This window comes from Larkinella soli, from assembly GCF_003703975.1.
Lineage (GTDB): Bacteria > Bacteroidota > Bacteroidia > Cytophagales > Spirosomataceae > Larkinella > Larkinella soli.
On record NZ_QTJY01000009.1, the window covers coordinates 14,003 to 39,334 of the forward strand.

Genomic DNA, 25,332 nt, shown 5'->3' on the forward strand with positions numbered 1-25,332 from the left:
TCTCTATTCCTCAAGCACCTTTACTTCTACCCTCCGGTTTTTTCGCTTGTTCTCCTCCGTGTCGTTCGGCGCGATGGGCTGGGTCTGGCCGTAGCCGCGATACCGCAGTCGGTTTTCGGCAATACCGTTCGTTATCAGGTACGTGGTGATCACCTTGGCCCGGTTCTCGGAGAGGGCCAGATTCAGGCGCGGGTCGCCGACGTTGTCCGTATGCCCGGAAATCTCGATCTTCAATCCCGACCGGGTTTTCAGCAGAGCCACCAGCTGATTCAGCTGAGGGTAGGATTCCGGCCGCAGGAGGTAGCTGCTCTGGTCGAAGTAGACGTTGTCGAGCGTCACGGTTTTCCCCCTGGCCAGGGTGGACAAATCCGTATTGACCGTTGCGGGGGCCGGGGCGGACGGTTGTTCCGGTTTTGTTTCCGGTTCGGGCGTCCGCGGAGCCGGATTTGAGGCTACCGCTCCGCCGGCCGCCGGCGGAGCGGTCTGAGCCGGCGGGGGCGCCTGGGTCGGGGTCGGCTCGGCGGGCGCCGGACGGCCGGCCCGGCGCAGGGCAATCGTGATGTCGTGCTGGTCCTTGACATCGATGTTGTAGGTATACGGCTCGTACCCTTCGACCGATACCGTAAAGACTACTTTCTGCCCAAACTCGGACAGGAACGTAAAGCGGCCTTCCCGGGGCGGGCCGGTCATGTTGATCCGTCGGCCGTTCACTTCCTGAATCTGCACGTTGATTTTCCGGGAAATGAGCCGTTTTGTTTCATAGTCGATGACGGTGACGTACACCGGGGTGCCGCCCTGAACGTCCCGTTCCATTCGGAGGAGGATGCTCTGCCGGGCTTCCTCCAGGTCGGCTTCGCGGTCGAAACGCAGAATCTTCTGGGCCGGTCGGTAGCCGGTGAAGGCGGCCTCCAGCCGGTAGACATCCCCGGCACGCAGGGCTACCGTGTAGGAACCGGACCGCATCGTCCCGCGCTGCACCTTCCCGGTCTGCTCCGACACGATCGTCAGCGTGGCCGGCACGGGCTGGCCGCTCCGGTCACGGGCTTCGATCCGGACGGTAAACTCCTGGACGGACCTCCCCTGACCGACACTCACCGAAACAACGGACAGCATCAGGCATAGGAACGTCAAAAATGTCCGTAATTCTTTCATCCGGGTATACTCCTACGGCTTCCGGCGCAGGCTCGCCACCGCCAGACCGGCATAGACGTCGGCCCCGCGGGGACGCAGTTTATTGACATTGCTGCCCACGATGCCAAACAGGTTATCGGTTCCGATGAAGACCGGCCCGATCCGCAGCGAAGCGCCGGCGGCAAATGTCTGGTTGATGAACACGAGCGGAATCGACAGCCCGAAATTGGCTTTTTCGAGCCGGGGCGTCAGGGCCAGCAGGGTGGGTTGCCGCATGGTGATGGCGGAACTGCTCCTCAGGTCCCCGAGAAAGGTGGCGGTCACATACATATCCTGCGCAAGTCGTAAGTCGGCGTTCAGCGAAATGGCCGTGGGCAGGCCGGACGTAAACTGCGCCTGGTTGTCGGCTTCGGTCAGGTCCAGCTTGGTCCGGATCACTTCGGCGATGTCTTCGCTGCCGGTCACTTCCTGGAAATCCGTCGAGGAAAATTTCTGATCGGTCCGGCTGACGGAATACCGCTGCACGTAGGTTTTGCGGTCGTCGCGGTACCGGATCGAACCGAGGTCGGTCAGGGCGATGCCCAGCCGGAGGGTATACTCGTCCGGGTCGTCTTCGGAGCGGAGCTGGTAGGAAATGCCCAGATCGGCACCCCAGCCGCGGCCGGGATTGTTGCGGTCGAAGAGCTGGCGGAGCGTCACCGACCGGCCCTTGTCGAGCAGGTAGGAAGTGTAGCCCAGATCGGCATTGAACTGATCGACCTGGAGGTAATAACTGTTGGTCTGGGCAGTGTCGGACAGCACCCGGTAGTTGAGACCCCGGTTGATCAGGAACCCGGAGGTCAGCCCGCGCAGGCGTTTGACCGTCGCACCGACGGAAAGCTGCCGGTAGTCGTCCTGCACGAGTGCCACAGCCAGCGTCAGCCCCAGTTCGGCATAGGTGTTGGTGTTGACGCTGAACTGATTATCCCGGCTCGGAATGTTATATAGCCGCTCGTCTTCCAGCCCCGCCCGGACCACCGACATCAGTTGCTCGGATGCGTTGTTTACCTGCGCGGCCGCCCGCACCCGGGTAGTCAGGCCGATGGCCCCGGCTTCGCCCAGCCGCAGCAGCAGCGACGGGCCACGGAAATCCGTCCAGGCCGTCCCGGATTTGGGATTGCCGTTCAGCAGTTCGCCGAGGTACTCCGGTTTGAACAGAACCGCCCCGTCGGCCAGCCGGTATTGGTTCGGCACCCGACCCAGCACCAGCGAGGTCAGGGAGAAAGGGGCCTGATACCGGACGTAGTTGTTATTCAGGTGAGCGTTGGCCGAGAACAGGTTCAGATACAGCGAGTAACGGGAGTCGGTGGCAAATGCCGGATTGAGATAAAGGCTTTGCGTACCCCCGTACGGGCTGGGCGAGACACCCAGCAGATTCTGTGCGATCGAAGGGGTGGCCAGGCTGCACAGCAGGGCAAGCCGCACCAGGCGTGGAATCATATTCGGACGAATTAGAGAATCTTTACATAAGGCCGTCGCCCGGACAGCGAACGAACCATTTTGCAAGATTAACGAAAAAACCGCCCGGAGGTCGGGAAAACTGAGTAAAAGGAAAGGCAGAGAAGGGAATAATGAATCACGAATCATGAATAAAGAAAAAGCTCCGCCGGACCGGAACCCGCGGAGCCGCTTCGCTATTCGTTATTCGCTTAAACGCCTTCGGCTTCGACCTGCTTCACCTCCGGAACCAGTCGGGTCAGGAGGTTTTCAATCCCGGCTTTGAGCGTCAGGGTCGACGAGGGGCAGCCGCTGCACGAACCGTGCAGAAGGACCTTCACGTTGCCGGTGGTTTCGTCGAAGGAGTGGAAGTTGATGGCTCCGCCGTCGGATTCGACCGCCGGCCGGACGTATTGCTCCAGAACGGTCTTGATCTTCTGTACCGTGGGCGAATCGGCTTCCACCCGGGTGGTGTTGGCATCGATGGTGGTCTGGACGAAAACCGGTTTCTCCTCTTCGAAATAGCCTTTCAGAAACTGTTTGGTTTCGAACAGCACCTCTTCCCATTCCACATCCTCGGCCTTCGTAATGGTCACGAAGTTATAGGCGATGAACACCCGCTTCACGTAGTCGAAACCAAAGAGCGCCACCGCCAGGGGCGATGATTTGCCTTCCGTCAGGGCTTCCGACGGGTCGGCATAGTCGAAAGACAGACCTTCCGGTACGAGCGGGAAGTTGACCACAAACTTCATCGAGTTGGGGTTCGGGCTGCTTTCGGTATACAGCATAACGGGAGGCCGCAGTGAGGTATTCATTGGAATATCGGTTTTGTGTGATTCAACTGGTTGCGGAGCCGGTCGGCTCTCTGCTCCCTAACACCCGTTTTTCCCCGATAGTTTACGGGAATAAAAAAACGACCTGACAAAGCGGGTTGTCAGGTCGTCGGAGGGGTTCCGGGTCGGTAGAACGCAGAACCCGAATGCGAAATAAGGCCGTTATTCGGCAACCGGAGCGGCCACTTCGGGAGCGGCTGCGGCAGCCGCCGGAACGATGCTGACGTAGGAACGACCGTTTTTGCTTTTCCGGAACTGAACCGTCCCATCGATCAGAGCGAACAGGGTGTGATCCCGGCCAATGCCGACGTTTCTGTCCGGGTGATGCTGCGTACCGCGCTGCCGGACGATGATGTTGCCGGCAATCGCCTGCTGGCCGCCGAACAGCTTCACGCCCAAACGTTTGCTTATCGAGTCACGGCCGTTTTTGGAACTACCTACACCTTTCTTGTGTGCCATGTTAGTATTGAGTTTGGGAGTTTGGGGTGGAGGAGTCCGGGGATCGGGTCGGCGAATAACCGGACTCCTCAACTCCCAGAATCCTCCACTCCTTAACTTATTTTCAGATCGTAATGTCCTCGATTAAGACCTTCGTCAGGTACTGACGGTGTCCGTTTTTCTTTCGGTAGCCTTTCCGGCGTTTCTTTTTAAAGACGATGACTTTTTCGCCTTTCAGGTGTTCCAGAATCTTGCCGGAAACCTGAGCGCCTGCGACGGTCGGGGCGCCTACCGAAATAGTACCGTCGTTATCGACAAGCAGTACCTTGTCGAACACAAGTGCAGCGTCCGTTTCGCCTTCCAGCCGGTGGGTGTAGACGTAGCGGCCCTTTTCTACTTTAAATTGCTGCCCTGCGATCTCTACGATTGCGTACATGATTGATATAGAAATTGTTGCTTCTCAGAAATGAGGTGCAAATATAGGCTTTTTTTCTGTTAATAAAAAAAACTTGCTCCAATTTAACAACAGGGGCCGACCGGCTTTTTCCGGTGAACATTACGGGTCCGTACGATGTTAAAAGTACAGTAAATGAGTAGGTTATTGAGGATTAGCACGGATTTTGTACGCTTTTTCCGAGTAGAGCGTTTTAGACGGTAGACCGGATCTTAACCAGTTTCTTCATGCCATGAATACCAGATTATACATTGCTCTGCTGGCCGTTCTGGCGATCACGGCCGCCTTTGCCTTCATCGGGCTGCCCGCTCCGGTCGATCAGGCCAGAACCTACGCGATCGGTGACTTCGTGAACGACTTCCGGCTGAAGAACGTCGACGGGCGGATGGTCGCCCTGAACGATTACCGCAACGGGCAGGGCGTCGTCATCGTGTTTACGACCAATCACTGCCCCTTTGCCAAAGCCTATGAGGAGCGCATCATCGCTCTCGACCGTAAATATGCCCCGCAGGGCTTTCCGCTGGTAGCCATCCAGCCCAACGATCCGACGGCCTACGTCGAGGACTCCTTTGAGAACATGCAGGTCCGGGCAAAGGAGAAGGGCTACAGCTTTCCGTATCTCGTCGACGAGTCGCAGGCGGTGGCTCAGGCTTTCGGTGCTTCCCGTACGCCCCAGGCGTATGTGCTCAAACGGACCGGCGACCGCTTTCGGGTCGAATACGCCGGGATGATCGACGATAGCCCGCAGGACCCGGCCGGGGTAAAAAGACGGTTTGTCGAGGAAGCCGTCGGCAACCTGCTCGGCGGCCGCCCCGTCGTCACCAGTACGACCCGGCCCATCGGCTGCGCCATCAAGTGGAAAAGCATTTAACCCGTAGTTTCCTATAGAAAAGCCGCCTTCCGGACTCCGGAAGGCGGCTTTTGTTTTTTCTCGACGGCCCGGCTTACTCGGCTTTCAGAGGGAGGTAGTGGAAGCCGAGGTAGGCAATTTTCCACTGCCCGTCGTGTTTCTCCAGAATCCGGGTTTCGACGGCCTTCCCCAGCAGTTTTCTGGTATGGCGGTCGTAGGAAGTCTCCTCGCAGGTGTACCAGGCTACCTCGCCGTAAATCCGAAAGTTTTCATTCTCCCGGACCACCTCGGCCGTCTGCCAGAGCGTCCGGTTTTCGTCGAACTGCTTTTTCTTGACGGTTTCCAGGGCTTTGAAGCCGTTATAGTATTTCACCTTTTCCGCGTATCCTTCCCAGTAACCGTACAGCCGGAAATAAGGGGCGTCGACGTAGGTACTCTTCCAGGCGGCAAAATCCTGGCGGTAGTACGAATCGGTTTCTTTGACGATGACGTTGCGGATGGCGATTTTCTCTTTTTCGAGCGGATCGCCCGGCGGGGTGCCGGCATAACCGGTGCCGGCCAGCAGCAGGAGGGCCGGCAGGTAAAATCGGATGAGAGTTTTCATGATGAAAAGAGTAGGGTGTGAATGGATAAAACAAAGGTATTGCTCCTCTCCGGCCGGGGCGAAGCAGCCGGGCGATGACCGACAAAACAGGCCGGCTGCGGGCTGAAAGACCGGACCCCGGCGACAAAAACCGGGTCGTCCGGCACGGGTTTTGTCAAGACACCTTACACAAACCAATCTTTTACCACGCGACATGAAAAAGGTATTGTTGACTTTCAAACAGGTTCGTATGCTGGCCGGCGCCCTGCTGGTTGTTGCGTCGTTGTCATTGACCTCCTGTCAGAGCGACGGAAAGAATGAGTCCCGTACGGAAGACGCCGTAGAGAACACCGGCGAAGCCGTTGAAGCCGATGCCGAAGCGGCCGGTGACAAGGCCGAAGCCAAAGGTGACGAGGTGGCGGCCGATTTTCGCCGGGAACGCGATGAGGCTGTGGCCGGTATGAAGGAGCAGCAGCGTAAACTGGATGCCCGTATCGACGAATTGAAGGCCGATATGAAGCGCGAAGGCCGGGAAGCCAAGGCCGAAACCAAAGAAAAGCTGGCCGACCTGGAGCAGGAACGCCGGGAACTGGGCGAGGATATGGACCGGGCGCAGAATGCGACGGCAGCCGCCTGGGCTGATGTGAAAAAAGGCTTCAAACGGGCCGGAAAGAGCATCGGCGAGGCCTTCGATAAGGCGGAGGACAAATTAGACAAAGACGGTAAGGACGACAACTAATTATAGTTCAGTTAGGTAGACAAACCGCTCCGGCCAGGATGAGCCGGAGCGGTTTTTTTGTGGAAAATTCTACCCAACCTGTTGGTTTGGCGGCAACAGTTTTTCCGGGATCGTCAAGCCGGCCGGAATCCGTTAGAAATTTTTTTGCCCGGTTGGCCTGTTTTTAATAAGTTCTCTTTCGTCCGGATGGGCGTAAACCGGGTGGCGGGAAATAACAAAAACCGGTCCGGCTGAACAAGCCGTTTAACTTTCGGTATATATCGAAGCATGATTTGGATCAATACGCCATGGCGATAGTAACGGTGACGGTGCTGCGGTATCCGGCCGGAAGGCGGTATCGGGCGTTTGTCCGGATGGGACGCTGGATGATGAACCCGTTTTCGGCACCGGGTTTACGGTTTCAGAAAATGATGGGAACGGGAAAGGAATTCGGCCTGATTCCCGATTTTTCGCGGTATGTCTTCCTGGGCGTCTGGACCTCGGAAGAGGCTGCCCATACCTTTTTCGCTTCTGCCGAATGGAAGGCCATGAGCGACGGGACGGCCGAAGCGGGAACGCTCTATTTGAAACCGCTCCGGTCGCACGGCCGCTGGGATGGAAAGGATCCGTTTGCCGAGGAGGAGAAAGCGTCTGCTCAACCGCCGGGAAGGGAAGGCCTTTCGGGGCATCCCGTGGCCGTGCTGACCCGGGCCACCCTCCGGTGGACGGCCCTGCCGGATTTCTGGCGGCACGTTCCGCAGGCCCGGAAGCAGCTTTCGGCCGGCGCAGACCACCTTCTCTTTGCGGTCGGTGCGGGAGAGAAACCGCTGGTCCAGCAGTGTACGATCAGCGTCTGGACCGATGCCCGGGCCATCGATCAGTTTGCCTATCGGCAGAGCGGCCACAAGGAGGTGGTCCGGCGCACCCGCGAACGGCGGTGGTATGCGGAAGAACTGTTTGCCCGGTTTGCCGTACTCCGCAGCGAGGGTACGTTTTCAGGAAAACCGCTGGCGTGGCCGAAAGCCTTCGGCGCGGAGATTCCCGGTTGAGCTTCACCGGGCGCAATCCGCCGGATCATGGTTATTTGGGCGCCATCCGGATGGCACCGTCGAGCCGGATCACTTCCCCGTTCAGCATGGGATTTTCGACGATGGCCTTCGCCAGCAGCGCATACTCGTGGGGCCGGCCCAGCCGCGACGGAAACGGCACCTGCCGGCCCAGCGACAGGCGGGCTTCCTCGGGCAGCCCCATCAGGAGGGGCGTTTCAAACAGGCCGGGGGCAATGGTCATGACCCGGATGCCGGTGCGGGCCAGGTCGCGGGCCACCGGCAGCGTCATGCTGACGATACCGCCTTTGGAGGCCGCGTAGGCCACCTGCCCGATCTGCCCGTCGTAGGCCGCCACTGAAGCCGTATTAATGATGACCCCCCGTTCGCCCTCCGCATTGGGCGTATTTTTTTCCATCGCAAAAGCCGCCAGCCGGATGACATTGAACGTGCCGATCAGGTTGATCCGGATGGTTTTTTCAAAAACCGCCAGCGAGTGAGGCCCGTAGGTGTCGCCTACCTTGCCGACGGTCTTGCGGGCCTCGGCGATGCCGGCGCAGTTGACGGCGATGTGAAGCGCTCCAAACTCGTTGAGAGCCAGATCGACGGCGGTCTGGGCATCGGCTTCGCTGGTGACGTCCGTCCGCACGAACCGGACACGCTCCTGGAGTTCGGCGGCCAGGGCTTCGCCTTTTTCTTCGTTCAGGTCGAGCAGCACCACATGGGCGCCCAGTGAATGGAACAGGCGGGCCGTGGCTTCGCCCAGACCGGAAGCCCCGCCGGTGATGAGGGCCGTTGCGTTGGAAAGCTGCATAGGGAGGTCAAAGAAGCGTCATCAGTTCTTTCAGATGCTGGATTTCGTACGTCGGAGCGGGGCCGTCGACGGGTCGGGTGGTGTAGTTGTAATATACTACGTCCATGCCCGCGTTCAGAGCGCCCCGAACGTCGGCGTCATAGTTATCACCGATCATCAGGCTCTCCTGTACATCGGCACCCGTTACCGTCAGGGCGAAATCAAAGATGCGCGGGTCCGGCTTTTTAGCTTCCGCCCGCTGGTTGGTAATGATTTCCTGAAAATAATCCGTCAGGTTCGAACTGGCCATTTTCAGCGCCTGGATTTCGTCGAAGCCGTTGGTGATGATATGCAGCACATACCGGTTTTTCAGATAATCCAGCACCTCCATGGCCGACTCCATCAGGTGCGGTTTGCGGGGCAGCACCCGGAGGTAGGCTTCGTTCAGTTCGTCGCAGATCGAATGGTCGGTTACGCCGAGGGCGTTCATGACCATGCGGAACCGGCGGTGACGAATGTCGCTATGAGTCAGGCGGTTATTGTCGTATTCTGCCCAAAGCCGGCGGTTGATCGTGAGGAAGTGCCGGTTAAATTCCTCGGCCGATTCGATGCCGAGTTCCGTCAGCCGAAACTGCTCATACAGTTCGCAGATCGACTCCATCGAATTCCGGTCAAAATCCCAGAGGGTGTGGTCGAGATCGAAAAAGAGATGTTTATACATAGATCGTTGAGGGGTTGGGGAGTTAAGGGGTTCAGGAGTTTGGGGGTTGAGGATTTGGGAGTTGCTTTTAACATCTGACTCCCCAACCCCTCAACTCCTAAACTCAAAGACCCCTAAACTTTAAAACGGCAGCACCAGGCGCTCCACGGGGCGGTCGTTAACCAGGTGGCTTTCCACGATTTCCTCGACGTCGGAGAGCCGGACGTTGCCGTAGTAGGTTCCTTCCGGATAGACGACGAGCGACGGCCCGAACGCACAGGCGTCGAGGCAACCCGTCCGCTGGGCCCGGATCTCGATTTGTAAACCCCGGTCCTTGAGGGCTTGTTTAAAAGCTTCGACCAACTCCATTCCGTGCGCTTCGCCACAGCTTTTCTTGGGAGCCGGTTTCTGATTGGTACAGATAAAAACGTGTTTTCTGAATTTCATAAGGATACCGCAATCGCCCGACGGGCGGGCTTCGTAAGTAAGAGTACAAAGTTCAGGGAAAAATCAGTGAGAACAGCGTCGGAGGGAATGTTTAAAAATTCGGTGATTTAAACGTTTCGGCATGATTTTGGGTCTATTTCCTATAGAAAGCTGAAAAGTCCTAACTATTCGCCGAATAAGTCACAAATGCATAATTTATTCAGGAAAGAAGCTTTTTTTACAATCGACGTAATAAACTGTCCTTTTTTGACTTATTTCTGTGAAAATATTTTTTCGGTCTATTGCATAGCAGATTGAAAATATCGTACTTTGAGTCAAACAACTTAATCTTTCACTAAAAAACCGGAGGCAGACACACTATCGATACAACGCTCTACGTTACCTAACTGATTACTGAAAATGGACAAATTGCAGGTTAGCGACAGTGAGCTTATATCCCTGTACATACGAGGTAGTGAAAAAGCCTTTGAAAAACTGGTTCAGCGTCATAAATCGAAAGTATATACGACTATCTATCTGATAGTAAAGGACCAGTACGTTGCCGAAGACCTGATGCAGGACACCTTTATCAAGGCGGTCGAGACACTGAAATCAGGGAAATATAACGAAGAAGGCAAATTTCTGCCCTGGATTATCCGGATCGCTCACAACCTGGCTATCGATTTTTTTAGAAAGGAAAAACGCTACCCCAATGTAGTGTTTGAGGATGGAAGCAGTGTTTTCAACACGCTTGAATTTGCCGAAGACTCCATCGAGTCGGTGCAGATCCGGCAGGAAACACATGAACATCTGCGTGAGCTGATTCAGCGGCTGCCCGAGCAGCAACGTCAGGTTTTGATTATGCGGCATTACGAGGAAATGAGTTTCCAGGAAATTGCCGATGCAACCGGAGTCAGTATCAATACGGCATTGGGGAGAATGCGTTATGCTTTAATCAATTTGCGGAAGCAACTAAGCAAACGTTCCCCATACTATGATACAAACTTTTACCAACGATGACGTAATCCGGTATGTTTATGAGGAGACCTCCTCCGAGGAAAACCTTCTGATCGAAGATGCCCTCATGGCCGAGCCGGAACTGATGACTTTTTACCTGGATGTGCTGGAAGTGAAGTGTCTGATGAACAAAATCGAACGCCAGCCCTCCGACCGGTCCGTCCAGTATATTCTGAACTTCTCAAGAAACTACGTACCTAACCCGTCGGCCTGAGGTCAATAGGCGGGCGGGTTTTTCTGCTCTTTTGTCATTCCTGCAGCCCCGCTGCGGAAACGGCAAAAGAGCTTATTTTTGCTATATGCTTAAGAAAGAACGGTTCCGGAAGTTTTTAGCGTACTTCACCACCCACTTCCCCGAGCCGAAAACGGAACTGCACTACGGCAATCCCTTTGAGTTGCTCGTTGCCGTCATCCTGTCGGCCCAGTGCACCGACAAACGCATCAACCAGGTGACGCCGGCGCTGTTTGCCCGCTTCCCGGACCCGGAATCGCTGGCGGCCGCGAGCGTAGAAGAAGTGTTCAGCTACATCCGCAGCGTCTCGTATCCCAACAATAAGGCGAAGCATCTGGTCGGGATGGCCAGGGTGCTGACGGAACAGTTCGCCGGAGAAGTGCCGGCGAACGTGGAAGATCTTCAGAAGATGCCGGGCGTCGGCCGGAAAACCGCCCATGTAATCACGTCGCTGATTTTCAACCAGCCGACCATGGCCGTGGATACGCACGTGTTCCGGGTATCGCACCGGCTCGGCCTCGTTCCCCGAACCGCCACTACCCCGCTGGCCGTGGAGAAGGCGCTTATGCCCTATATCCCGGCCGAATACGTCCCCAAGGCCCACCACTGGCTGATCCTGCACGGCCGGTACGTCTGTATCGCCCGCGCCCCCAAATGCAGCGAATGCGCCCTGACGGATTTCTGCCGGTATTATGAGAAGATCGGACTGCCCGGGTTGGGAAGTGCCGGCGTGATCGAAAACTGAAAAAAGCGGGGGAATCCTGTCCCTGGGCGGTTTTGTCTCCCCGACGAAGGAGGAGGCTTGTGGGCAGGCACTCAACGTGACCGATCAATCAGCCACAAGATCCCTCCGTCGTCGGGATGACAAAGAGGAATGTATGGCGCGGCTTTTCGGTCGTCTGCCTGAAACCGCCCTATACCGCTGTTCGTCCGCCTTTTTTCAATACTGTTCCAAACCCGCGAAGAAGAAGTCGCCTTCGATTTTGGCGTTTTCGTCCGAGTCGGACCCGTGGATGGCGTTGGCTTCGATGGATTTGGCAAACAGTTTCCGGATGGTGCCCTCCTCGGCCTGCGCCGGGTTGGTGGCCCCGATCAGTTTACGGAAATCGGCCACGGCATTGTCTTTTTCCAGAATCATCGGAATGATCGGCCCTGAAGACATATAGTCGCAAAGTGCCTGATAAAACGGACGTTCGCGGTGTACGGCGTAAAACTGCCCGGCCCGTTCGGCGGTCAGCTGGACTTTTTTAACGGCAATAATCCGAAAACCGGCTTCTTCGATCATTTTAATGATGGAACCGGAATGTCCCTCCGCTACGGCGTCGGGTTTAATCATCGTGAAGGTACGGTTGGTCGTCATCAGGTTGAGATACAAAATATTATTTGGCTTCAAAGGTATAAAGATTTAGAGAACAATTCTTTGTAATTTTGCGAATTGATACCTCCCGCCAAACGGGCTGACTTTGTAAATGCAAGATCTTGACGCCATCCGTGAACTGCTTCTGAAGCCCCAGACGGTGCTGATTACGACTCACCAGAATCCCGACGCCGATGCCCTCGGGTCGTCGCTGGGGCTGGCCGGCTACCTGAAAAAACGGGGACACCGCGTTACCGTCGTGACCCCGACGGACTATCCGGAAAACCTTACCTGGATGCACGGAAACGAAGAAGTGATTGCCTTTGAAGAAAAGAAGCGCGTGGAGGTCAGTCAGCTGATCGAGCAGGCCGACAGTATTTTCTGCCTCGATTTTTCGGCGCTGAACCGCATCCGGCAGCTGGAACCGATGGTCCGGCAATCCCGGGCCAAAAAAGTCCTGATCGATCATCACCTGGAGCCGGAAGCGTTCGCCGATTACGTGTACTGGGACAGCTCCGCAGCCGCTACCGCCGAACTGATTTTCCGGCTTATCGACCAACTGGGCGACAAACACCTGATCGACGTAGCGATGGGTGAATGTCTTTACGCCGGCCTGATGACCGATACCGGATCGTTCCGGCACGCCAGCACGACGGGGTATGTACACCGGGTTGCCGCCGAATTACTGGACATCGGGGTGGAGGTCAATCCGATTCACCGACGGATTTACGACAATATTTCGATTGAAAAACTCCGCTTTCTGGGCTATATCCTGGCTGAAAAACTGGTGGTCGTGCCCGAATACCGGTTTGCCTACATTACCATCACCGAAGCCGAACTGAAGCGCTTTCGTTCGAAAGCCGGGGATACGGAGGGGATGGTCAACTATGCTCTCTCGGTGGAGGGGGTGGTCATGGCGGCCATTCTGATCGACCGGGGCGACGAAATCAAGCTCTCCTTCCGGTCGGTGGGTGAGTTCTCCGTGCGGGATCTGGCCAGCCGGCATTTCAGCGGAGGAGGTCACCGGAACGCAGCCGGCGGTCGCACCGCGCTCAGTCTGAGAGATACCGAGGAACAACTGCTGAATGTGCTGCCGTTGTATCACGAACAACTATTGGAAACCGTTTAATCAATACCCTCTGACGCCCGGCCGCAGCTGCCTGACTCCCGGCGTCGCTTATCAATTCTCAATTCAAAATGATGAATCTCAAAACCATTAGTAAACTATCCCTGCTGGTAGCGGTACTGGCGGCCTGTGACAAAAACCGCGTACAGGTAACCGAGAGCGGTCTGAAGTACCAGATGCACGAAGACGTGGAGGATACGCGCAAGGCGAAGGTGGGCGATGTGATCACCTTTAACCTGACGGTGAAGAACAGCAAGGATTCTCTCCTGGGCAGCAGCTACAAAAACGGCGCGCCCGTCAAACAGCCGCTGCAGGCCTCGACCTTCAAGGGAAGCCTCGAAGAAGGACTGGCCCTGCTGAGCAAAGGCGACAGCGCGACGATCTTCGTCAACGCCGACTCGATTGCCGCCCGCTCGATGCAGGCACTGCCGGCCTTCATTCCGAAAGGCTCCGATATTGCCTATACCATCAAAGTACTCGACGTTCAGTCGATGGAGGATTTCCAGAAGGACCAGGTGACCCAACGCGAAAAGCAGAAAGGGACCGACGCCAAAACCATCGCCGACTTTGCCGCCAAAAACAAGCTGAACGGTCAGAAAACGCCCTCCGGCGTGTATTATGTGATTACCCAGCCGGGCGCCGGGCCGAACCCGACCAACGGCGACGTCGTCAAGGTGAAGTATACCGGTAAGCTGCTGAGCGGTAAGGTGTTCGATAGCTCGGATAAAGACCCGCGTTCGCAGGCCGGCGTGGACTTTCCGCTGGGTCAGGGCATGGTGATCCCGGGTTGGGAAGAAGGCATCCGCCAGCTGAAAAAAGGGGGTAAGGGAACCCTGATCATCCCGTCCGGAGCCGCCTATGGTGCCGACGGCGTGCCGGGTGCCATTCCGCCGAACTCGGTCATTATGTTCGATGTCGAACTGGTAGACGTCCGGAAAGGCGGGGCCGGCGCTCCTGGTGCTCCCGGTGCCGGTGCCGGAGTTCCGCAGGGGGCGAACTAATTTTGTAATGAGCCGACGAACCCGATACCAGGCACGTGTCGGGTTCGTTGTTTATAGGTGAGAATACACGGACTATTAAGCAATTGGAATTCAATGAAACTTGTCAGAAGCTTGCGGAAAAGCAGTCTGGCCGTTGCGCTGATCGGGCTGATGATTTCGCAGCTGGGCTGTCAACCGGACCCGGGCGAAGCGCTGAACGACCGGAAACGGCGGGAAAACGACGAAGAGATCAATGCCTACCTCGATAAGAACAACCTGAAAGGGCAGGTGGTCAAGGACGAGGTAACGGGTTTGTATATCGTTCGGACGAAAGCCGTTCCGGGCGGACAAACGCCCCAGACCGGCGACGAGGTGAAATACTACTTCGTTCAGAGCCGGCTCGACGGGGTGGTGGTCGACAGTTCGAATTTTGCCGGAAAGACTCCTAACCTGGTCACGATCGGGTCCCCGGGTCAGGGAGCAATCACCGCCCGGCTGTACAACGGTCTTCAATTATTGAAGGAAGGCGAAGTGGCCATCGTACTGGCGCCTTTCGATCCGACGGATAACAAGAGCGGTAACCTGCTGCTGCCGGCCTACACGCCTGTCCGCTACGATGTGACGATGGTCAGCGTCCGGTCGGAAGACGAACAGATTCAGGATTATCTGGCGGAGAAAAACCTGACGGCCGCCGAGAAAACCAGCTCCGGCCTTCGGTTTCTGCGGACGCAGGCCTATCCGGATTCGGCCCAGGTCAAAGCCGGCCAGACCGTCAAGGTAAAGTATACGGGCCGTCTGCTGAACGGAAACCAGTTCGACAGCAGCACCTCCGGAGCGGATTTTACGATCGGCACGGGCGCCGTCATTCCGGCCTGGGACGAAGCGTTCGTGAAGCTGCGCGTGGGTGAAAAAGCCACCATCGTGCTGCCCTCCTCGATCGGGTACGGGGTGGCCGGCCGGCGTAACAGTACGACGGGTGCCTACACCATACCGCCCTATGCCCCGCTGGCCTTCGACGTTGAAGTCGTCAGCGCCAAATAAGATCAATTGATTACATTGCAGGGCTGTCTTTCGAAAGACAGCCCTTTTTTATACCCTGTTCCTATGACGCTTTGCTTTGCCACCAACAACGCCAATAAACTCCGGGAAATAGCCGCCATGCTCGGTGAGCGGTTCGAACTGAAAACCCTTCAGGGCATCGGCTGCTTCGAGGAAATACCCGAAACCCGGAACACCATCGCCGGTAATTCGCACCAGAAAGCCGAGCATGTCTGGACGCACTACGGCGTCGATTGCTTTGCGGACGATACCGGGCTGGAAGTCGATGCGCTAGACGGAGCGCCGGGCGTGGATTCGGCCTTTTATGCCGGGATGCCGCGCAGCTACGAACGGAACGTCGCCCTGCTGCTGAACAATCTAAAAGGCCGGCCCGACCGCCGGGCGCGCTTCCGGACGGTCATTACGCTGGTGATCGGGGGCGAGTATACCGCTTTTGAAGGCGTGGTGGAGGGCCATATCCTAAGCGAACCGCGCGGTGTGGAAGGTTTCGGCTACGACCCCGTTTTTCAGCCCGAAGGTTACGACCGCACCTTTGCCGAAATGAGCATGGAGGAAAAAGCCGCCATCAGCCACCGGGGCCGGGCGTTCGAGAAGCTCGTCGCCTTTCTCAAATCCCGTCAGGACCAGTACTAAAGCCGTCAGCGGAACCCTAAGTTCGCTGACGGATTATAAAAAAAACCGCCGGAAGCGATTTCCGGCGGTTTTTTTTATTTTTCCAAATGGGAGAGGCTGATCAATAGAACTTCGCGCGACGGTCTTTGACCTTGGCATTTTCGCGGATGGCTTCGTTGATGAAGAAGCCGGTCCGGGCGCTCGCGTTCTGCTGAATCTGGTTCTTGTACATCGTGTAATCGGCCACGGCCGGAGCCGGGGTGATTTTGGTCGTTTCCATGATCAGAATGCCGTTGTCACCGGTCAGCGGCTTCGAGCGTTTCCCGGCTTTCAGACCGAACACCTTCCCGACGGCAACCGGATCGACGCCGGCGGTTTTCAGGAAGCCCGTTGCCAGGTTGATGTCGGTCACCGACTCGACCAGGGCACCGGCGCCGTATTTCTGGGCAATCGATTCGAGCGTTCCGGATGCGTTGCCCAGCTTGCCGATGATCTGTTGCGCCTTCAGTTCGTTGCGCACCTTCGTAGTCAGTTCCTGACGGAAATTGTCGACCGTTACCTGGTCTTCGGTGGTCTCGCCGTTCAGCACCGCCACCACATACTGATCGTCTACCTCGATGGCCGACGAAATGTCGTTCAGGTCCGTTTCGTCGTTAAAAGCCCAGCGGACGAGTTCCCGGGCGTTGGCCAGCGCGTTGACATTGGTCGCGTTTTCGGGGATGCGCTCGGCGGTGGCGATCACCAGTTTATCTTTCTTGGCATTTTCCTCGAACGCTTCCTTAGATGTGCTTTCGGTGGCAAACTGCTCGGCTTTGCGGTAGACCTCGTCGCGGGTGGCCTGGCTCGGAGCGATGGTTTTGCCGATGGAGGCAATGCGATACAGCGTGTTGGTTTTGGGTTCGGTAACCTTGATGATGTGGTAGCCGAAGTCGGTTTCGATTACCCGCGGAATCAGGCCCGTGCCGTTGAAGCCGAACACGGCGGCCTCGAACGGTTTCACCATCCGGCCGTCATTTTTGAAGTAGCCGAGGTCACCGCCCTGCTGCGCCGATCCGTCGTCGCTGTTGGTCTGGGCCAGGGCTTCGAAGCTGGCCCCGCCCTGAATCTGCTTCAGGATGCCTTCGGCCCGCAGACGAGCCACGACCTTCGCCGAGTCGCCGGTGCCTTTCGGGCGGATCAGGATATGGCTGGCCCGTACGGTAAAGGCGGTATCTCGCTTCGTGCCGCCGAACTTATAGATGAAATACGTATTGTTTTCCTTGTAAGGGCCGTAGACCCCGCCCGGAGAGAAGGTGCTGACGGTGGCTCTGAGCTGGTCCGGCATTTCGCCGAGGGTCATATAGAGCGGAGCCGGGATGTCCGAGTTCATCCGGGCGTACGAAGAGTCGTTCGTCGCCGTAGCCAGTCCTCGCGCCAGCGTTTTGATCTGTTCGTAGAGGGAGGTGCTGTCTTCTTTCGACGGGGTAACCGGGAAGGTCACATATTGTATCGTCCGGCTATTGAAGCTCTTGAACTGGTCTTTGTGCTTATCCAGGTATTCCTGCAGTTGGGCGTCGGTCACCTTCACGGTCGTGTCGGGAACGGAATAATACGGAATAAACAGGAATTTGGCGTCCGCCTTGGTATTCTGGGCCTGGTATTCCTTCTGCGCTTCGGCCGTGGTGGCGTAGACCGACAGCCGGAGCAGGTTTTCATACTTGGTCCGCAGGCGGTCGGCGCTCAGGTTCTTCTCGAAGTTTGCCCAGGCCAGTTGTTGTTCCGGCGGCAGGCTTTTGAGGTTCTTCAGATAGTTGATAACCGTATTTTTGTCGAAAACGCCGGTCTGCGGGTTGGTGAAGGTCTGCCGGATAGCCGGGCTGATGTAATTCCCCTGCACCATGTCGATCAGCTCTTCGCGGGTGACGGCGAGGCCGAGGGCGTCGTATTCTTTCTGATAGGCGATATCTAAAATAAATTGATTCCAGGCCTGATCGCGGAGCTGGATCTGGTCCTGGTCGGAAGCCGGCCGACCCGTCTGCTGCTCATAAGCGGCCCGGGCTTCGTCGACCTTGGTGTTAAACTCCTGATAGGAAATTTTCTGGCCGGCTATCTCCCCAACCGACTGATCCTGACCACCGAAAAGGCTCTGTGAACCCAGCAGGTCTCCTCCTACGATAAATAAAATCAAACTGATGGCAATGACGGCCACCGCAACGCCTGATTTTTCCCTAATCTTATTGATTAACGCCATTGTTGGTTATACGAAAATTTGATCCGCAAAATGAATAAAGCTCCCCAAAACGATTGATTGTGAGATAGTTATTTTGCAGAGCAATGGATTGAGGAAAACATTTAGTTAAACTTTTACTTCGGATTTGTCAAAAAGAGCCGCAAGTTAACGATTTGTGTTCGGTGTCGCAAGCGGCCGGCCCTTCTAAATGTTGATCCAAAACGTTGAGAAAAAGCGACTTTCTTCCCACCTGTTCCGTCGGGCGGCAGGGTGGTGGCGGGTTTGTCGTTAATTTTCAGGGCGTGGCCGGTCGTCGTGACGGTTTCAGGAAGCGGCCTGCACCGGAACGGCGGAGCGGTGTCCGGCGCCGGCCGGTTGGCGGGAAGTGGCCGGAATGATCTCCAGAATCATGGATTCCAGCGTCAGACCGGGGCCGAAGGCGCAGCTGAGAATATGTCCGCCCGCCGGGTTCTGAAGGGGTTCTTGCTCATACGGCGGCCGATGGCCGGGGGCCAGGGCCTGCCGGATCTTACTGAGAACGAACAGGACCGTGGCCGACGACATATTTCCGAACTCTCTGAGGACCTCGTAGGCAAACCGGTTTTCATGCGACCCGATACCGAGTTGCTCTTCAATAACTTCCAGAATCCGGCGGCCCCCGGGGTGCAGGGCGTAGTGGGTGATGTCCTCGATGACCAGCCGGCCCCGTTCCAGCAGCCGCGACAGCGCCTGGCCGATTCCCTGCCGGATGACGGTCGGCACCTCGGGCGTCAGGGTCATCTCAAAGCCGTGGTCGCCGATGATCCAGCCCATGTCGGTTTTTCCCTGCGTCAGCAGATCGCAGAAGAAGGTCTGCATCCGGAAGGAGCCGTTCGGGCTCGGCGCCGATTCGACGAGAACGGCGGCCGCCCCGTCCGAAAAGAGGGCATTGGAGAGCAGGTTGTTCTCGTCGCTATGCTTCTGAAAATGAATGGTGCAGAGTTCTACGCAGACCACCAGCACCCGGGCCGACGCGTCGGCCCGCACGAGGGCGTCGGCGGTTTTCAGGGCATTGAAGGCCCCGTAGCAGCCCATGAAGTTGATGGCCGTCCGGTGAATGGTCGTCGGCAGGCCGAGGGCTTCGATCAGGTCGATGTCCAGCCCGGGAGCATACATGCCCGTACAGCTAACGGTAATGAGGTGAGTGGGCCGGAGGTCGGTTTGATCCGGGGCAAGGCAGTCGCGGACGGCTTTCAGCGCGAGCGGCAGGGCCTCGGACCGGTATACCTCCATCCGCCGGCCGACCGTCGGGAAAGGTTCAAGATCAGGTGTGTTTGGAAAAAATGTATATTCACCCGGGGAAGCGCCGTAATCGGGAAGCACGGAATGCCGCCGGTCGATGCGGGTTTGCCGGTACAGCACCTGGAGTTTTCGCCGGTCGCGGTCGTCGAGCCGCAGTGCCTGGCCCATGAAAGAAGCGATTTGTGATTGTGAAAAGCCGTATTGCGGTACGGCCGTACCAATGGCTGTAATATAGCTGTCCATGAATGCTGAAAGTTACCGGCTGGAGCGGACCCACCTCAATAGTTGTATAACCGGAGTTCAAGGGTAATGTTATGGCGGATGCGTCGGATGCAGCCGTTCTCCTAAAGCCTTCCTGATCGTATGACTGCCCGGACCGTCTGGCTGCACCTCAGGGTGCCATTTTCATTCTTTCTGTTGCCGGTGTTTCTGTTTGCCCTCAGCCAGTCGCCCCACCCGGATTGGGTTCGGGCGGGGCTCGTGCTGTTCATCGTTCATCTGCTGCTGTACCCGGCCAGCAACGCCTACAACAGTTATTTCGACAAGGACGAGGGCAGCATCGGCATCCTGGAAGCGCCCCCGCCGGTCGATCGGGCGCTGTATCGGGTGGCCTGGGGGCTGGATCTGCTGGCGCTGCTGCTGGGCCTGTGGGTGGGGTGGCCGTTTGTGGTCTATCTGCTGGTCTACGGATTCATCTCCAAAGCCTACAGCCATCCGGCGATCCGGCTCAAAAAATACCCGGTGGTCAGCTGGCTGGTCATCGGACTGTTTCAGGGAGCCTTCACTTACCTGATGACCCTTCAGGCCATCAATGACCTGCCGCCGGCCGAACTGCTGAAACCCCGCCCGCTCGGAGCCGCCCTGCTCTGCACGCTCAACCTCCTGGCAATCTACCCGGTGACGCAGGTCTATCAGCACGAGGAGGATGCCCGCCGGGGTGACCTGACCATGAGCCGGGTGCTGGGCGTCCGGGGAACGTTCCTGAACGCACTGGTCTGGTTTGTGCTGGCGCTGGTCGGTTTCTACCTGTATTTTGGAGGCAATTGGGTATTCTGGCTGCTGCCGCTCTGCTTTCTGCCCGGGGTCCTTTTCTTTCTGGACTGGTACCGGCGGGTGCACCGGGATGCCGCTCAGGCCAACTTTCGTTCCGCGATGCGCATGACCCTGCTGGCCGGAACGGGGCTGAACGTTTTCTTTATTCTGGTGCTGATTTTAACCCATTCATAATCAGAAAAATTGGCTTATTGGAAGGCGGCAGGTGAAATTTTTTTGAAAAAAGTGCTTGCCAAGAGTGCCAAAGCCGCTATATTTGCACTCACAAAACGCCGGAGTACCGGCGAAACCATGCGAAAGTAGCTCAGCTGGTAGAGCGCGACCTTGCCAAGGTCGAGGTCGCGGGTTCGAACCCCGTCTTTCGCTCCAGAGGCACCGGCAACGGTGCCTTTTTTGTAGGTGCGTGTTTAGGCGCAGGCCGGGATGGCGGAACAGGTAGACGCGCAGGACTTAAAATCCTGTGGGCCGTAAAGCCCGTACGGGTTCGATTCCCGTTCCCGGTACTGATCCTAATGAGGTAATGCCGTCAGCGGCATTACCTCTTTTACTTTCTGCCTCTATCAATACGTATGCACGATGCCCTGCTTCAGGGCTTCTTCATAGGCTTCCTTTTCAAACTGGTACAGGTAGGGCGAACGGTGGGGGCCGATGGCCCGGCGTTCGTCCAGCTTCCGGATCAGCCCCAGGGCCAGCAGCTTTTTCGAGAAGTTGCGCTGGTCCAGTTCTTTTCCCAGAATGGTTTCATACAGCGAGTGAATCTCCGGGATCGTGAATTTCTCCGGCAGCAGGTTGTAGCCGATAGGCTGGTGATAAATCTGGAGCCGAAGCGTGGCGAGGGCCTTTTCCACTTCCTCATTCTGGTCGAACAGGAGCGGAGGAATCTCGCCGACCTCCCACCACTGGTACGCATCGGTGAAAAAGTCCGTCCGGACCGTCACCTTCGAATAATCGACCAGGGCAAAATAACCGATCGATAAGGTCCTTTCAAACAGCCAGTTGTCGTGTCCGATATCCAGCCCGTATTTTTCGATAAACTCCTCGGGACTGCGCTCCCGCACCCGGTAAGGCGTGTCCCCAAAAACGTGAAACTGCTGCAAAAACAAATCTTCCAGTCCCGTCCGTTCCTGTAAGATCCGGTGGGCGGCCTGGCTCAGCGGCTCCCTCCGCCGGATGAACCCGCCCGGCAATCCCCACCCTTCCAGGCCCCGCCACCGAAGCAGCAGAATCCGAAGCTGCTGGTCATGGTAACCGAAGATGACCGAGTCGATGCTGACGTGAGGCAAATATTCTCTGTGACCGTTTTTAACAAACTCGTCAACTTCCCTCTGTGTATTCATGAATCAAATCTAAAAAATTATTCCGTAAAATTTACGAATTGTGAAATATTGCCTTTACCTTTATTCCGTAAAATTTACACTTTAGTTTCAACGCTCTTTGAATCAGGCTCTGATTTCTCCCTGAACAGCCATGAAGCAATGTATTCCTCCCTCTCTCCGCTGGTTGTTCGCAACGGCGATGGTCGGCCTGCTGGCGACCGGCCTCTGGGCGTATGTGGTCGTGAATGACCCGCCCCGCCTTCTGGTGTTCAGCAAAACGGCGGCCTTTCGCCATACTTCTATCGGACCCGGCCGGAAAGCCCTGATGCAACTCGGCAAAGAACAGGGCTTTGTCGTCGACACCACGGAAGACGCCGGCCGTTTTACCGAAGAAAACCTGAAACGATACCGGGCCGTCGTCTTCCTGAGTACGACCGGCGACGTCCTGAACCCCCAGCAGCAGAATGCCTTCGAGCGCTATATTCAGGCCGGCGGGGGCTATCTGGGCATTCATGCCGCCACGGATACCGAATACGACTGGCCCTGGTACAACCGCCTGGCCGGCGCCTGGTTTGCCAACCACCCCATGCCCGACAACGTTCAGAAAGGGACCTTCGTGGTCATGGATAAAAACCATCCGGCCACCCGGTTCCTGCCCGAGCGCTGGGAGCGGGAAGACGAGTTCTATTCCTTCAAAAACATCAGCCCCGGCATTCATGTCCTGCTGACGATCGACGAGAAAACCTACAAGGGCGGCACCAACGGCGACAACCACCCGATGGCCTGGTATCAGGAATTCGACGGCGGGCGGTCCTTCTACACGGCCGGCGGTCATACCGACGCCAGTTTTTCGGAGCCCTTGTTTCTCCGTCACATTGCCGCCGGCCTTCACTTCGTCATGGGGGGCGACACGCCGAAGCCGCTGGATTACGGCAAGGTAAAAACGAAGCGCCTGCCCGAAGAAAACCGGTTTACGAAGGTCGTGCTGGCCGAGAAACTCGACGAGCCAATGGAACTGACCGTGCTGCCCGACAACCGCGTTCTGGTCGTCGAGCGGAGAGGGGCCGTAAAACTGTTCAGCCCTTCGACCGGCCGGCTGAAAGTCATTACCCGGATTCCGGTCAATACCAAAGTTACCGACAGGGAAGGAAAGGTCGGGGAAGATGAAGGCGGTCTGCTGGGCGTAACCAAAGACCCCGGCTTCGCGCAGAACCACTGGATTTACCTTTACTATTCACCCGAAGGAAAGGAGGCCGGAAATATTCTGGCCCGCTACGAACTGCGGGGCGACGAACTGGTGCCGGAATCGAAGAAAGTCGTTCTGGAAGTGGCTACCCAGCGGGAAATCAGCGGCCATGCCGCCGGTTCACTCGCCTTCGACGCCCACGGCAACCTGTTCATTTCGACCGGCGACAACATCAATCCGCAGCAATCCAACGGGTTCAGCCCGTCCGACGAGCGCCCGGGCCGACAGCCCTTCGACGCCCAGATGACCTCGGCCAACACCAATGACCTGCGCGGGAAAATTCTACGGATTCACCCCGAACCGGACGGCTCCTACACGATTCCTGAAGGCAACCTTTTTCCGAAAGGAACCCCAAAAACCCGCCCGGAGATTTACACGATGGGCCACCGTAACCCCTTCCGGATTTCGGTCGACGCCAAAACCGGTTTTCTTTACTGGGGAGACATCGGCCCGGACGCTGCCCAACCTAAAGAAGAACGGGGCCCGGCCGGACAGGACGAAGTGGGCCAGGCCCGGCAGGCAGGGAATTTCGGCTGGCCTTATTTTGTCGGCAACAACAAACCCTACCATCAGTACGATTTTGCCACGGGCCAGTCCGGTCCGCTGTATGACCCTGAACATCCGGTCAACAAGTCGGTCAACAATACCGGCCTGACGGAGCTTCCGCCTGCCCGAAGCGCTTTTATCTGGTATCCCTACGGAGAGTCGAAGGAGTTTCCGCCGGTCGGGGCCGGCGGGCGGTCGGCCATGGCCGGCCCGGTCTTCTACCGGGATCAGTTCCCTGCCGCAAAACGGCCGTTCCCGGATTATTACGACGGCAAGCTGCTCATTTATGAATGGATGCGGGGATGGCTGATGGCCGTTACCCTCGATGCTTCCGGAAATTTCGGGTCGATGGAGCGGATCATGCCCAGCTATAAGTTCTCCAATCCGACCGACCTGGAGTTCGGCCCGGAGGGCGATCTGTACCTGCTCGAATACGGCAGCGGCTGGTTTACGCAGAACGACGACGCCCGGCTGGTCCGGATCGAATACAACGGCGGCAACCGTAAATCCGTCGTGGAGGTAGCCAGTTCGAAAAAAGGCGGTGCGGTTCCCTTTAAAACCCGCCTTTCGTCGGCCGGAACGAAGGACTTCGACGGCGATGCCCTGACTTATGTCTGGAAAGTTACCTCTCAGAAGGGCGGAACACCCCGGATTTACCGGGAAGCCAGCCCGACCGTCACCTTCGATAAGGCCGGGGTCTACCAGGCCACTCTGACGGTCGCCGACGGGAAAGGAGCTTCCGCGAGCCGGTCGGTGGAAATCCTGGCGGGGAATGAGGAGCCGGTGCTGACGTTCGAGTCGAAAACCAGCAACCAGACCTTTTTCTTCCCCGGACAGCCGTTTCATTATGAAGTGAAGGTACAGGACCGCGAAGACGGAAGCCTGGCCAACGGAAAAATTAAGGCCGCTGAAGTGGCCGTTTCCATCGACTACCTGGCCGAAGGCCACGATCTGGTCACCATCGCCCAGGGACACCGCAGCGCCGATGCCACCGCCCGGGCCGGAAAAGGGCTGGCCCTGATCGAAGCCAACGACTGCAGGGCCTGCCACAGCATCGATAAAAAATCGGTCGGACCGACCTATCAGCAGGTAGCTCAGAAATATAAAGGTGAGGCCGGGGCCGCCGAACGGCTGGCGAAGAAGGTCATTGCCGGTGGCAGTGGCGTGTGGGGCGAAATGGCGATGAGCGCCCATCCGCAACTGGCCCTGACCGAGGCTGAGGAGATGGTCCGCTACATTCTGAGTCTGTCCGAGAAGCCCCAGGCTGCCCCCTCGCTGCCGGTAAAAGGCAGTTATACCATGACCCTGCCCGCGGGTGACAAAGGCGACGGCCGGTATCTGGTCCGGGCCGCCTACCGCGACAAAGGCAGCGCAGGCGTACCTTCCATCACGGCCGAGAAAACGCTCCTGCTGCGCAGTGCGAAACTACCGGCGGGCAAGGCCGACAAGTCGGAGAGCATCATGAAATACGGCACGGTCGTCATTGCATCCGTCAATAACGCGTCCATCGGCTTCTCCAACATCGATTTAACGGGAATCGGCCAGATCAAATTTACGGCCACCGCGCCCAAAGCCCAGCTGAATGCCGCCGGAGGAACCATCGAGGTCCGGCTGGATTCGCCCACCGGAAAGCTGATCGGCGAGACGGCCTTTATCGGGACGCCCGAGGGGGCGGCATCACCCGCTCCAGGTCCGCCGGTAGCCAAACTATCCGAAACTCCGGGCCGGCACGATGTCTATCTGGTCTTTAAAAATGAGAAAGCCCCGCCGGGGCAGGCCCTGTTCGTAGTGATCGACCTGGAGTTCCAGCCGGCCAAACCAGCCCTTGCGGAAGATCGGTAAGCGGGAGC

25 protein-coding genes and 2 tRNA genes are annotated in these 25,332 nt (G+C 57.2%); 14 read left to right on the top strand and 13 right to left on the bottom strand.

Going from position 1 to position 25,332, the window contains the following annotated elements:
- Positions 1–3 precede the first annotated feature (3 nt).
- The 5 genes from DX909_RS29915 to rplU all read right to left on the bottom strand — a co-directional run bounded on the left by DX909_RS29915 (position 4) and on the right by rplU (position 4,314).
- Positions 4–1,113 (bottom strand): OmpA family protein, encoded by a 1,110-nt coding sequence (locus DX909_RS29915; protein WP_229311071.1) that lies wholly within the window; start codon positions 1,111–1,113, stop codon positions 4–6.
- Positions 1,114–1,164: 51 nt separating this feature from the next.
- Positions 1,165–2,610, bottom strand: coding sequence for a DUF5723 family protein (locus DX909_RS16435; RefSeq protein WP_128546290.1), 1,446 nt, complete (start codon positions 2,608–2,610; stop codon positions 1,165–1,167).
- Positions 2,611–2,819: 209 nt separating this feature from the next.
- Complete coding sequence (locus DX909_RS16440) at positions 2,820–3,422, bottom strand: NifU family protein (RefSeq protein WP_128546291.1); 603 nt, start codon at positions 3,420–3,422, stop codon at positions 2,820–2,822.
- Positions 3,423–3,602: 180 nt separating this feature from the next.
- Positions 3,603–3,899: a 50S ribosomal protein L27 gene (gene rpmA, locus DX909_RS16445; RefSeq protein ID WP_128546292.1), complete on the bottom strand. Its 297-nt coding sequence runs from the start codon at positions 3,897–3,899 to the stop codon at positions 3,603–3,605.
- Between the two features lie 103 nt (positions 3,900–4,002).
- A complete protein-coding gene (gene rplU / locus DX909_RS16450; protein ID WP_128546293.1) occupies positions 4,003–4,314 on the bottom strand; it encodes a 50S ribosomal protein L21 in 312 nt (103 codons plus the stop codon).
- A 250-nt stretch (positions 4,315–4,564) separates the two neighbouring features.
- Between rplU and DX909_RS16455 the strand changes: the two genes are divergently transcribed.
- Positions 4,565–5,203: a thioredoxin family protein gene (locus DX909_RS16455; RefSeq protein WP_128546294.1), complete on the top strand. Its 639-nt coding sequence runs from the start codon at positions 4,565–4,567 to the stop codon at positions 5,201–5,203.
- 73 nt (positions 5,204–5,276) lie between these two features.
- On the opposite strand, the gene DX909_RS16460 is transcribed toward DX909_RS16455, so the two are convergent.
- Complete coding sequence (locus DX909_RS16460) at positions 5,277–5,786, bottom strand: nuclear transport factor 2 family protein (RefSeq protein ID WP_128546295.1); 510 nt, start codon at positions 5,784–5,786, stop codon at positions 5,277–5,279.
- A gap of 193 nt (positions 5,787–5,979) precedes the next feature.
- Here DX909_RS16460 and DX909_RS16465 point away from each other — a divergent pair, with 193 nt between their 5' ends.
- Both DX909_RS16465 and DX909_RS16470 read left to right on the top strand, forming a co-directional pair.
- Complete coding sequence (locus tag DX909_RS16465) at positions 5,980–6,504, top strand: sll1863 family stress response protein (protein WP_128546296.1); 525 nt, start codon at positions 5,980–5,982, stop codon at positions 6,502–6,504.
- A 287-nt stretch (positions 6,505–6,791) separates the two neighbouring features.
- A complete protein-coding gene (locus tag DX909_RS16470; RefSeq protein WP_128546297.1) occupies positions 6,792–7,532 on the top strand; it encodes a DUF3291 domain-containing protein in 741 nt (246 codons plus the stop codon).
- Positions 7,533–7,563: 31 nt separating this feature from the next.
- Here the strand turns inward: DX909_RS16470 and DX909_RS16475 are convergent, their stop codons facing one another.
- The 3 genes from DX909_RS16475 to DX909_RS16485 form a co-directional block, all read right to left on the bottom strand.
- The gene (locus tag DX909_RS16475; protein ID WP_128546298.1) at positions 7,564–8,343 is read right to left on the bottom strand and encodes a 3-hydroxyacyl-CoA dehydrogenase; all 780 of its coding nucleotides are present in this window, start codon (positions 8,341–8,343) and stop codon (positions 7,564–7,566) included.
- A 7-nt stretch (positions 8,344–8,350) separates the two neighbouring features.
- Positions 8,351–9,043, bottom strand: a complete 693-nt coding sequence (locus tag DX909_RS16480) for a YjjG family noncanonical pyrimidine nucleotidase (RefSeq protein WP_128546299.1) — start codon at positions 9,041–9,043, stop codon at positions 8,351–8,353.
- A gap of 120 nt (positions 9,044–9,163) precedes the next feature.
- On the bottom strand, positions 9,164–9,469 hold the full coding sequence (locus DX909_RS16485; protein WP_128546300.1) for a (2Fe-2S) ferredoxin domain-containing protein: 306 nt from the start codon (positions 9,467–9,469) through the stop codon (positions 9,164–9,166).
- 399 nt (positions 9,470–9,868) lie between these two features.
- On the opposite strand from DX909_RS16485, the gene DX909_RS16490 reads away from it, so the two are divergent.
- From DX909_RS16490 to nth, 3 genes are all read left to right on the top strand, one after another.
- Positions 9,869–10,468: an RNA polymerase sigma factor gene (locus DX909_RS16490; protein ID WP_128546301.1), complete on the top strand. Its 600-nt coding sequence runs from the start codon at positions 9,869–9,871 to the stop codon at positions 10,466–10,468.
- Positions 10,443–10,679: a hypothetical protein gene (locus DX909_RS16495; protein ID WP_128546302.1), complete on the top strand. Its 237-nt coding sequence runs from the start codon at positions 10,443–10,445 to the stop codon at positions 10,677–10,679. The genes DX909_RS16490 and DX909_RS16495 overlap by 26 nt, the downstream gene beginning before the upstream one ends.
- An 85-nt stretch (positions 10,680–10,764) precedes the next feature.
- On the top strand, positions 10,765–11,442 hold the full coding sequence (gene nth, locus DX909_RS16500; RefSeq protein WP_128546303.1) for an endonuclease III: 678 nt from the start codon (positions 10,765–10,767) through the stop codon (positions 11,440–11,442).
- A 195-nt stretch (positions 11,443–11,637) separates the two neighbouring features.
- Here the strand turns inward: nth and DX909_RS16505 are convergent, their stop codons facing one another.
- A complete protein-coding gene (locus DX909_RS16505) occupies positions 11,638–12,057 on the bottom strand; it encodes a nucleoside-diphosphate kinase (protein ID WP_128546304.1) in 420 nt (139 codons plus the stop codon).
- A gap of 109 nt (positions 12,058–12,166) precedes the next feature.
- On the opposite strand from DX909_RS16505, the gene DX909_RS16510 reads away from it, so the two are divergent.
- From DX909_RS16510 to rdgB, 4 genes are all read left to right on the top strand, one after another.
- A complete protein-coding gene (locus DX909_RS16510; RefSeq protein ID WP_128546305.1) occupies positions 12,167–13,183 on the top strand; it encodes a DHH family phosphoesterase in 1,017 nt (338 codons plus the stop codon).
- A gap of 68 nt (positions 13,184–13,251) precedes the next feature.
- Positions 13,252–14,181 carry an FKBP-type peptidyl-prolyl cis-trans isomerase gene (locus DX909_RS16515; protein ID WP_310589854.1) on the top strand — a complete coding sequence of 310 codons (930 nt, stop codon included), beginning with the start codon at positions 13,252–13,254 and terminating at the stop codon, positions 14,179–14,181.
- 93 nt (positions 14,182–14,274) lie between these two features.
- Positions 14,275–15,201, top strand: a complete 927-nt coding sequence (locus DX909_RS16520; RefSeq protein ID WP_128546306.1) for an FKBP-type peptidyl-prolyl cis-trans isomerase — start codon at positions 14,275–14,277, stop codon at positions 15,199–15,201.
- Between the two features lie 63 nt (positions 15,202–15,264).
- Positions 15,265–15,852 carry an RdgB/HAM1 family non-canonical purine NTP pyrophosphatase gene (rdgB, locus tag DX909_RS16525; protein WP_128546307.1) on the top strand — a complete coding sequence of 196 codons (588 nt, stop codon included), beginning with the start codon at positions 15,265–15,267 and terminating at the stop codon, positions 15,850–15,852.
- A gap of 100 nt (positions 15,853–15,952) precedes the next feature.
- On the opposite strand, the gene DX909_RS16530 is transcribed toward rdgB, so the two are convergent.
- Together DX909_RS16530 and DX909_RS16535 are read right to left on the bottom strand one after the other, a co-directional pair.
- Positions 15,953–18,061, bottom strand: coding sequence for a peptidylprolyl isomerase (locus tag DX909_RS16530; protein ID WP_128546308.1), 2,109 nt, complete (start codon positions 18,059–18,061; stop codon positions 15,953–15,955).
- 303 nt (positions 18,062–18,364) lie between these two features.
- A complete protein-coding gene (locus DX909_RS16535) occupies positions 18,365–19,564 on the bottom strand; it encodes a type III polyketide synthase (RefSeq protein WP_128546309.1) in 1,200 nt (399 codons plus the stop codon).
- Positions 19,565–19,684: 120 nt separating this feature from the next.
- Here DX909_RS16535 and DX909_RS16540 point away from each other — a divergent pair, with 120 nt between their 5' ends.
- The 3 genes from DX909_RS16540 (at position 19,685) to DX909_RS16550 (ending at position 20,877) form a co-directional block, all read left to right on the top strand.
- Complete coding sequence (locus DX909_RS16540; RefSeq protein ID WP_128546310.1) at positions 19,685–20,548, top strand: UbiA family prenyltransferase; 864 nt, start codon at positions 19,685–19,687, stop codon at positions 20,546–20,548.
- Positions 20,549–20,667: 119 nt separating this feature from the next.
- Positions 20,668–20,743: transfer RNA gene (locus tag DX909_RS16545), tRNA-Gly, on the top strand.
- A 48-nt stretch (positions 20,744–20,791) separates the two neighbouring features.
- Positions 20,792–20,877: transfer RNA gene (locus tag DX909_RS16550), tRNA-Leu, on the top strand.
- Positions 20,878–20,934: 57 nt separating this feature from the next.
- Here DX909_RS16550 and DX909_RS16555 read toward each other — a convergent pair.
- Positions 20,935–21,657, bottom strand: coding sequence for an NUDIX hydrolase (locus DX909_RS16555; RefSeq protein WP_310589855.1), 723 nt, complete (start codon positions 21,655–21,657; stop codon positions 20,935–20,937).
- Between the two features lie 184 nt (positions 21,658–21,841).
- On the opposite strand from DX909_RS16555, the gene DX909_RS16560 reads away from it, so the two are divergent.
- Positions 21,842–25,324 (top strand): ThuA domain-containing protein, encoded by a 3,483-nt coding sequence (locus DX909_RS16560; protein WP_229311072.1) that lies wholly within the window; start codon positions 21,842–21,844, stop codon positions 25,322–25,324.
- Positions 25,325–25,332 lie beyond the last annotated feature (8 nt).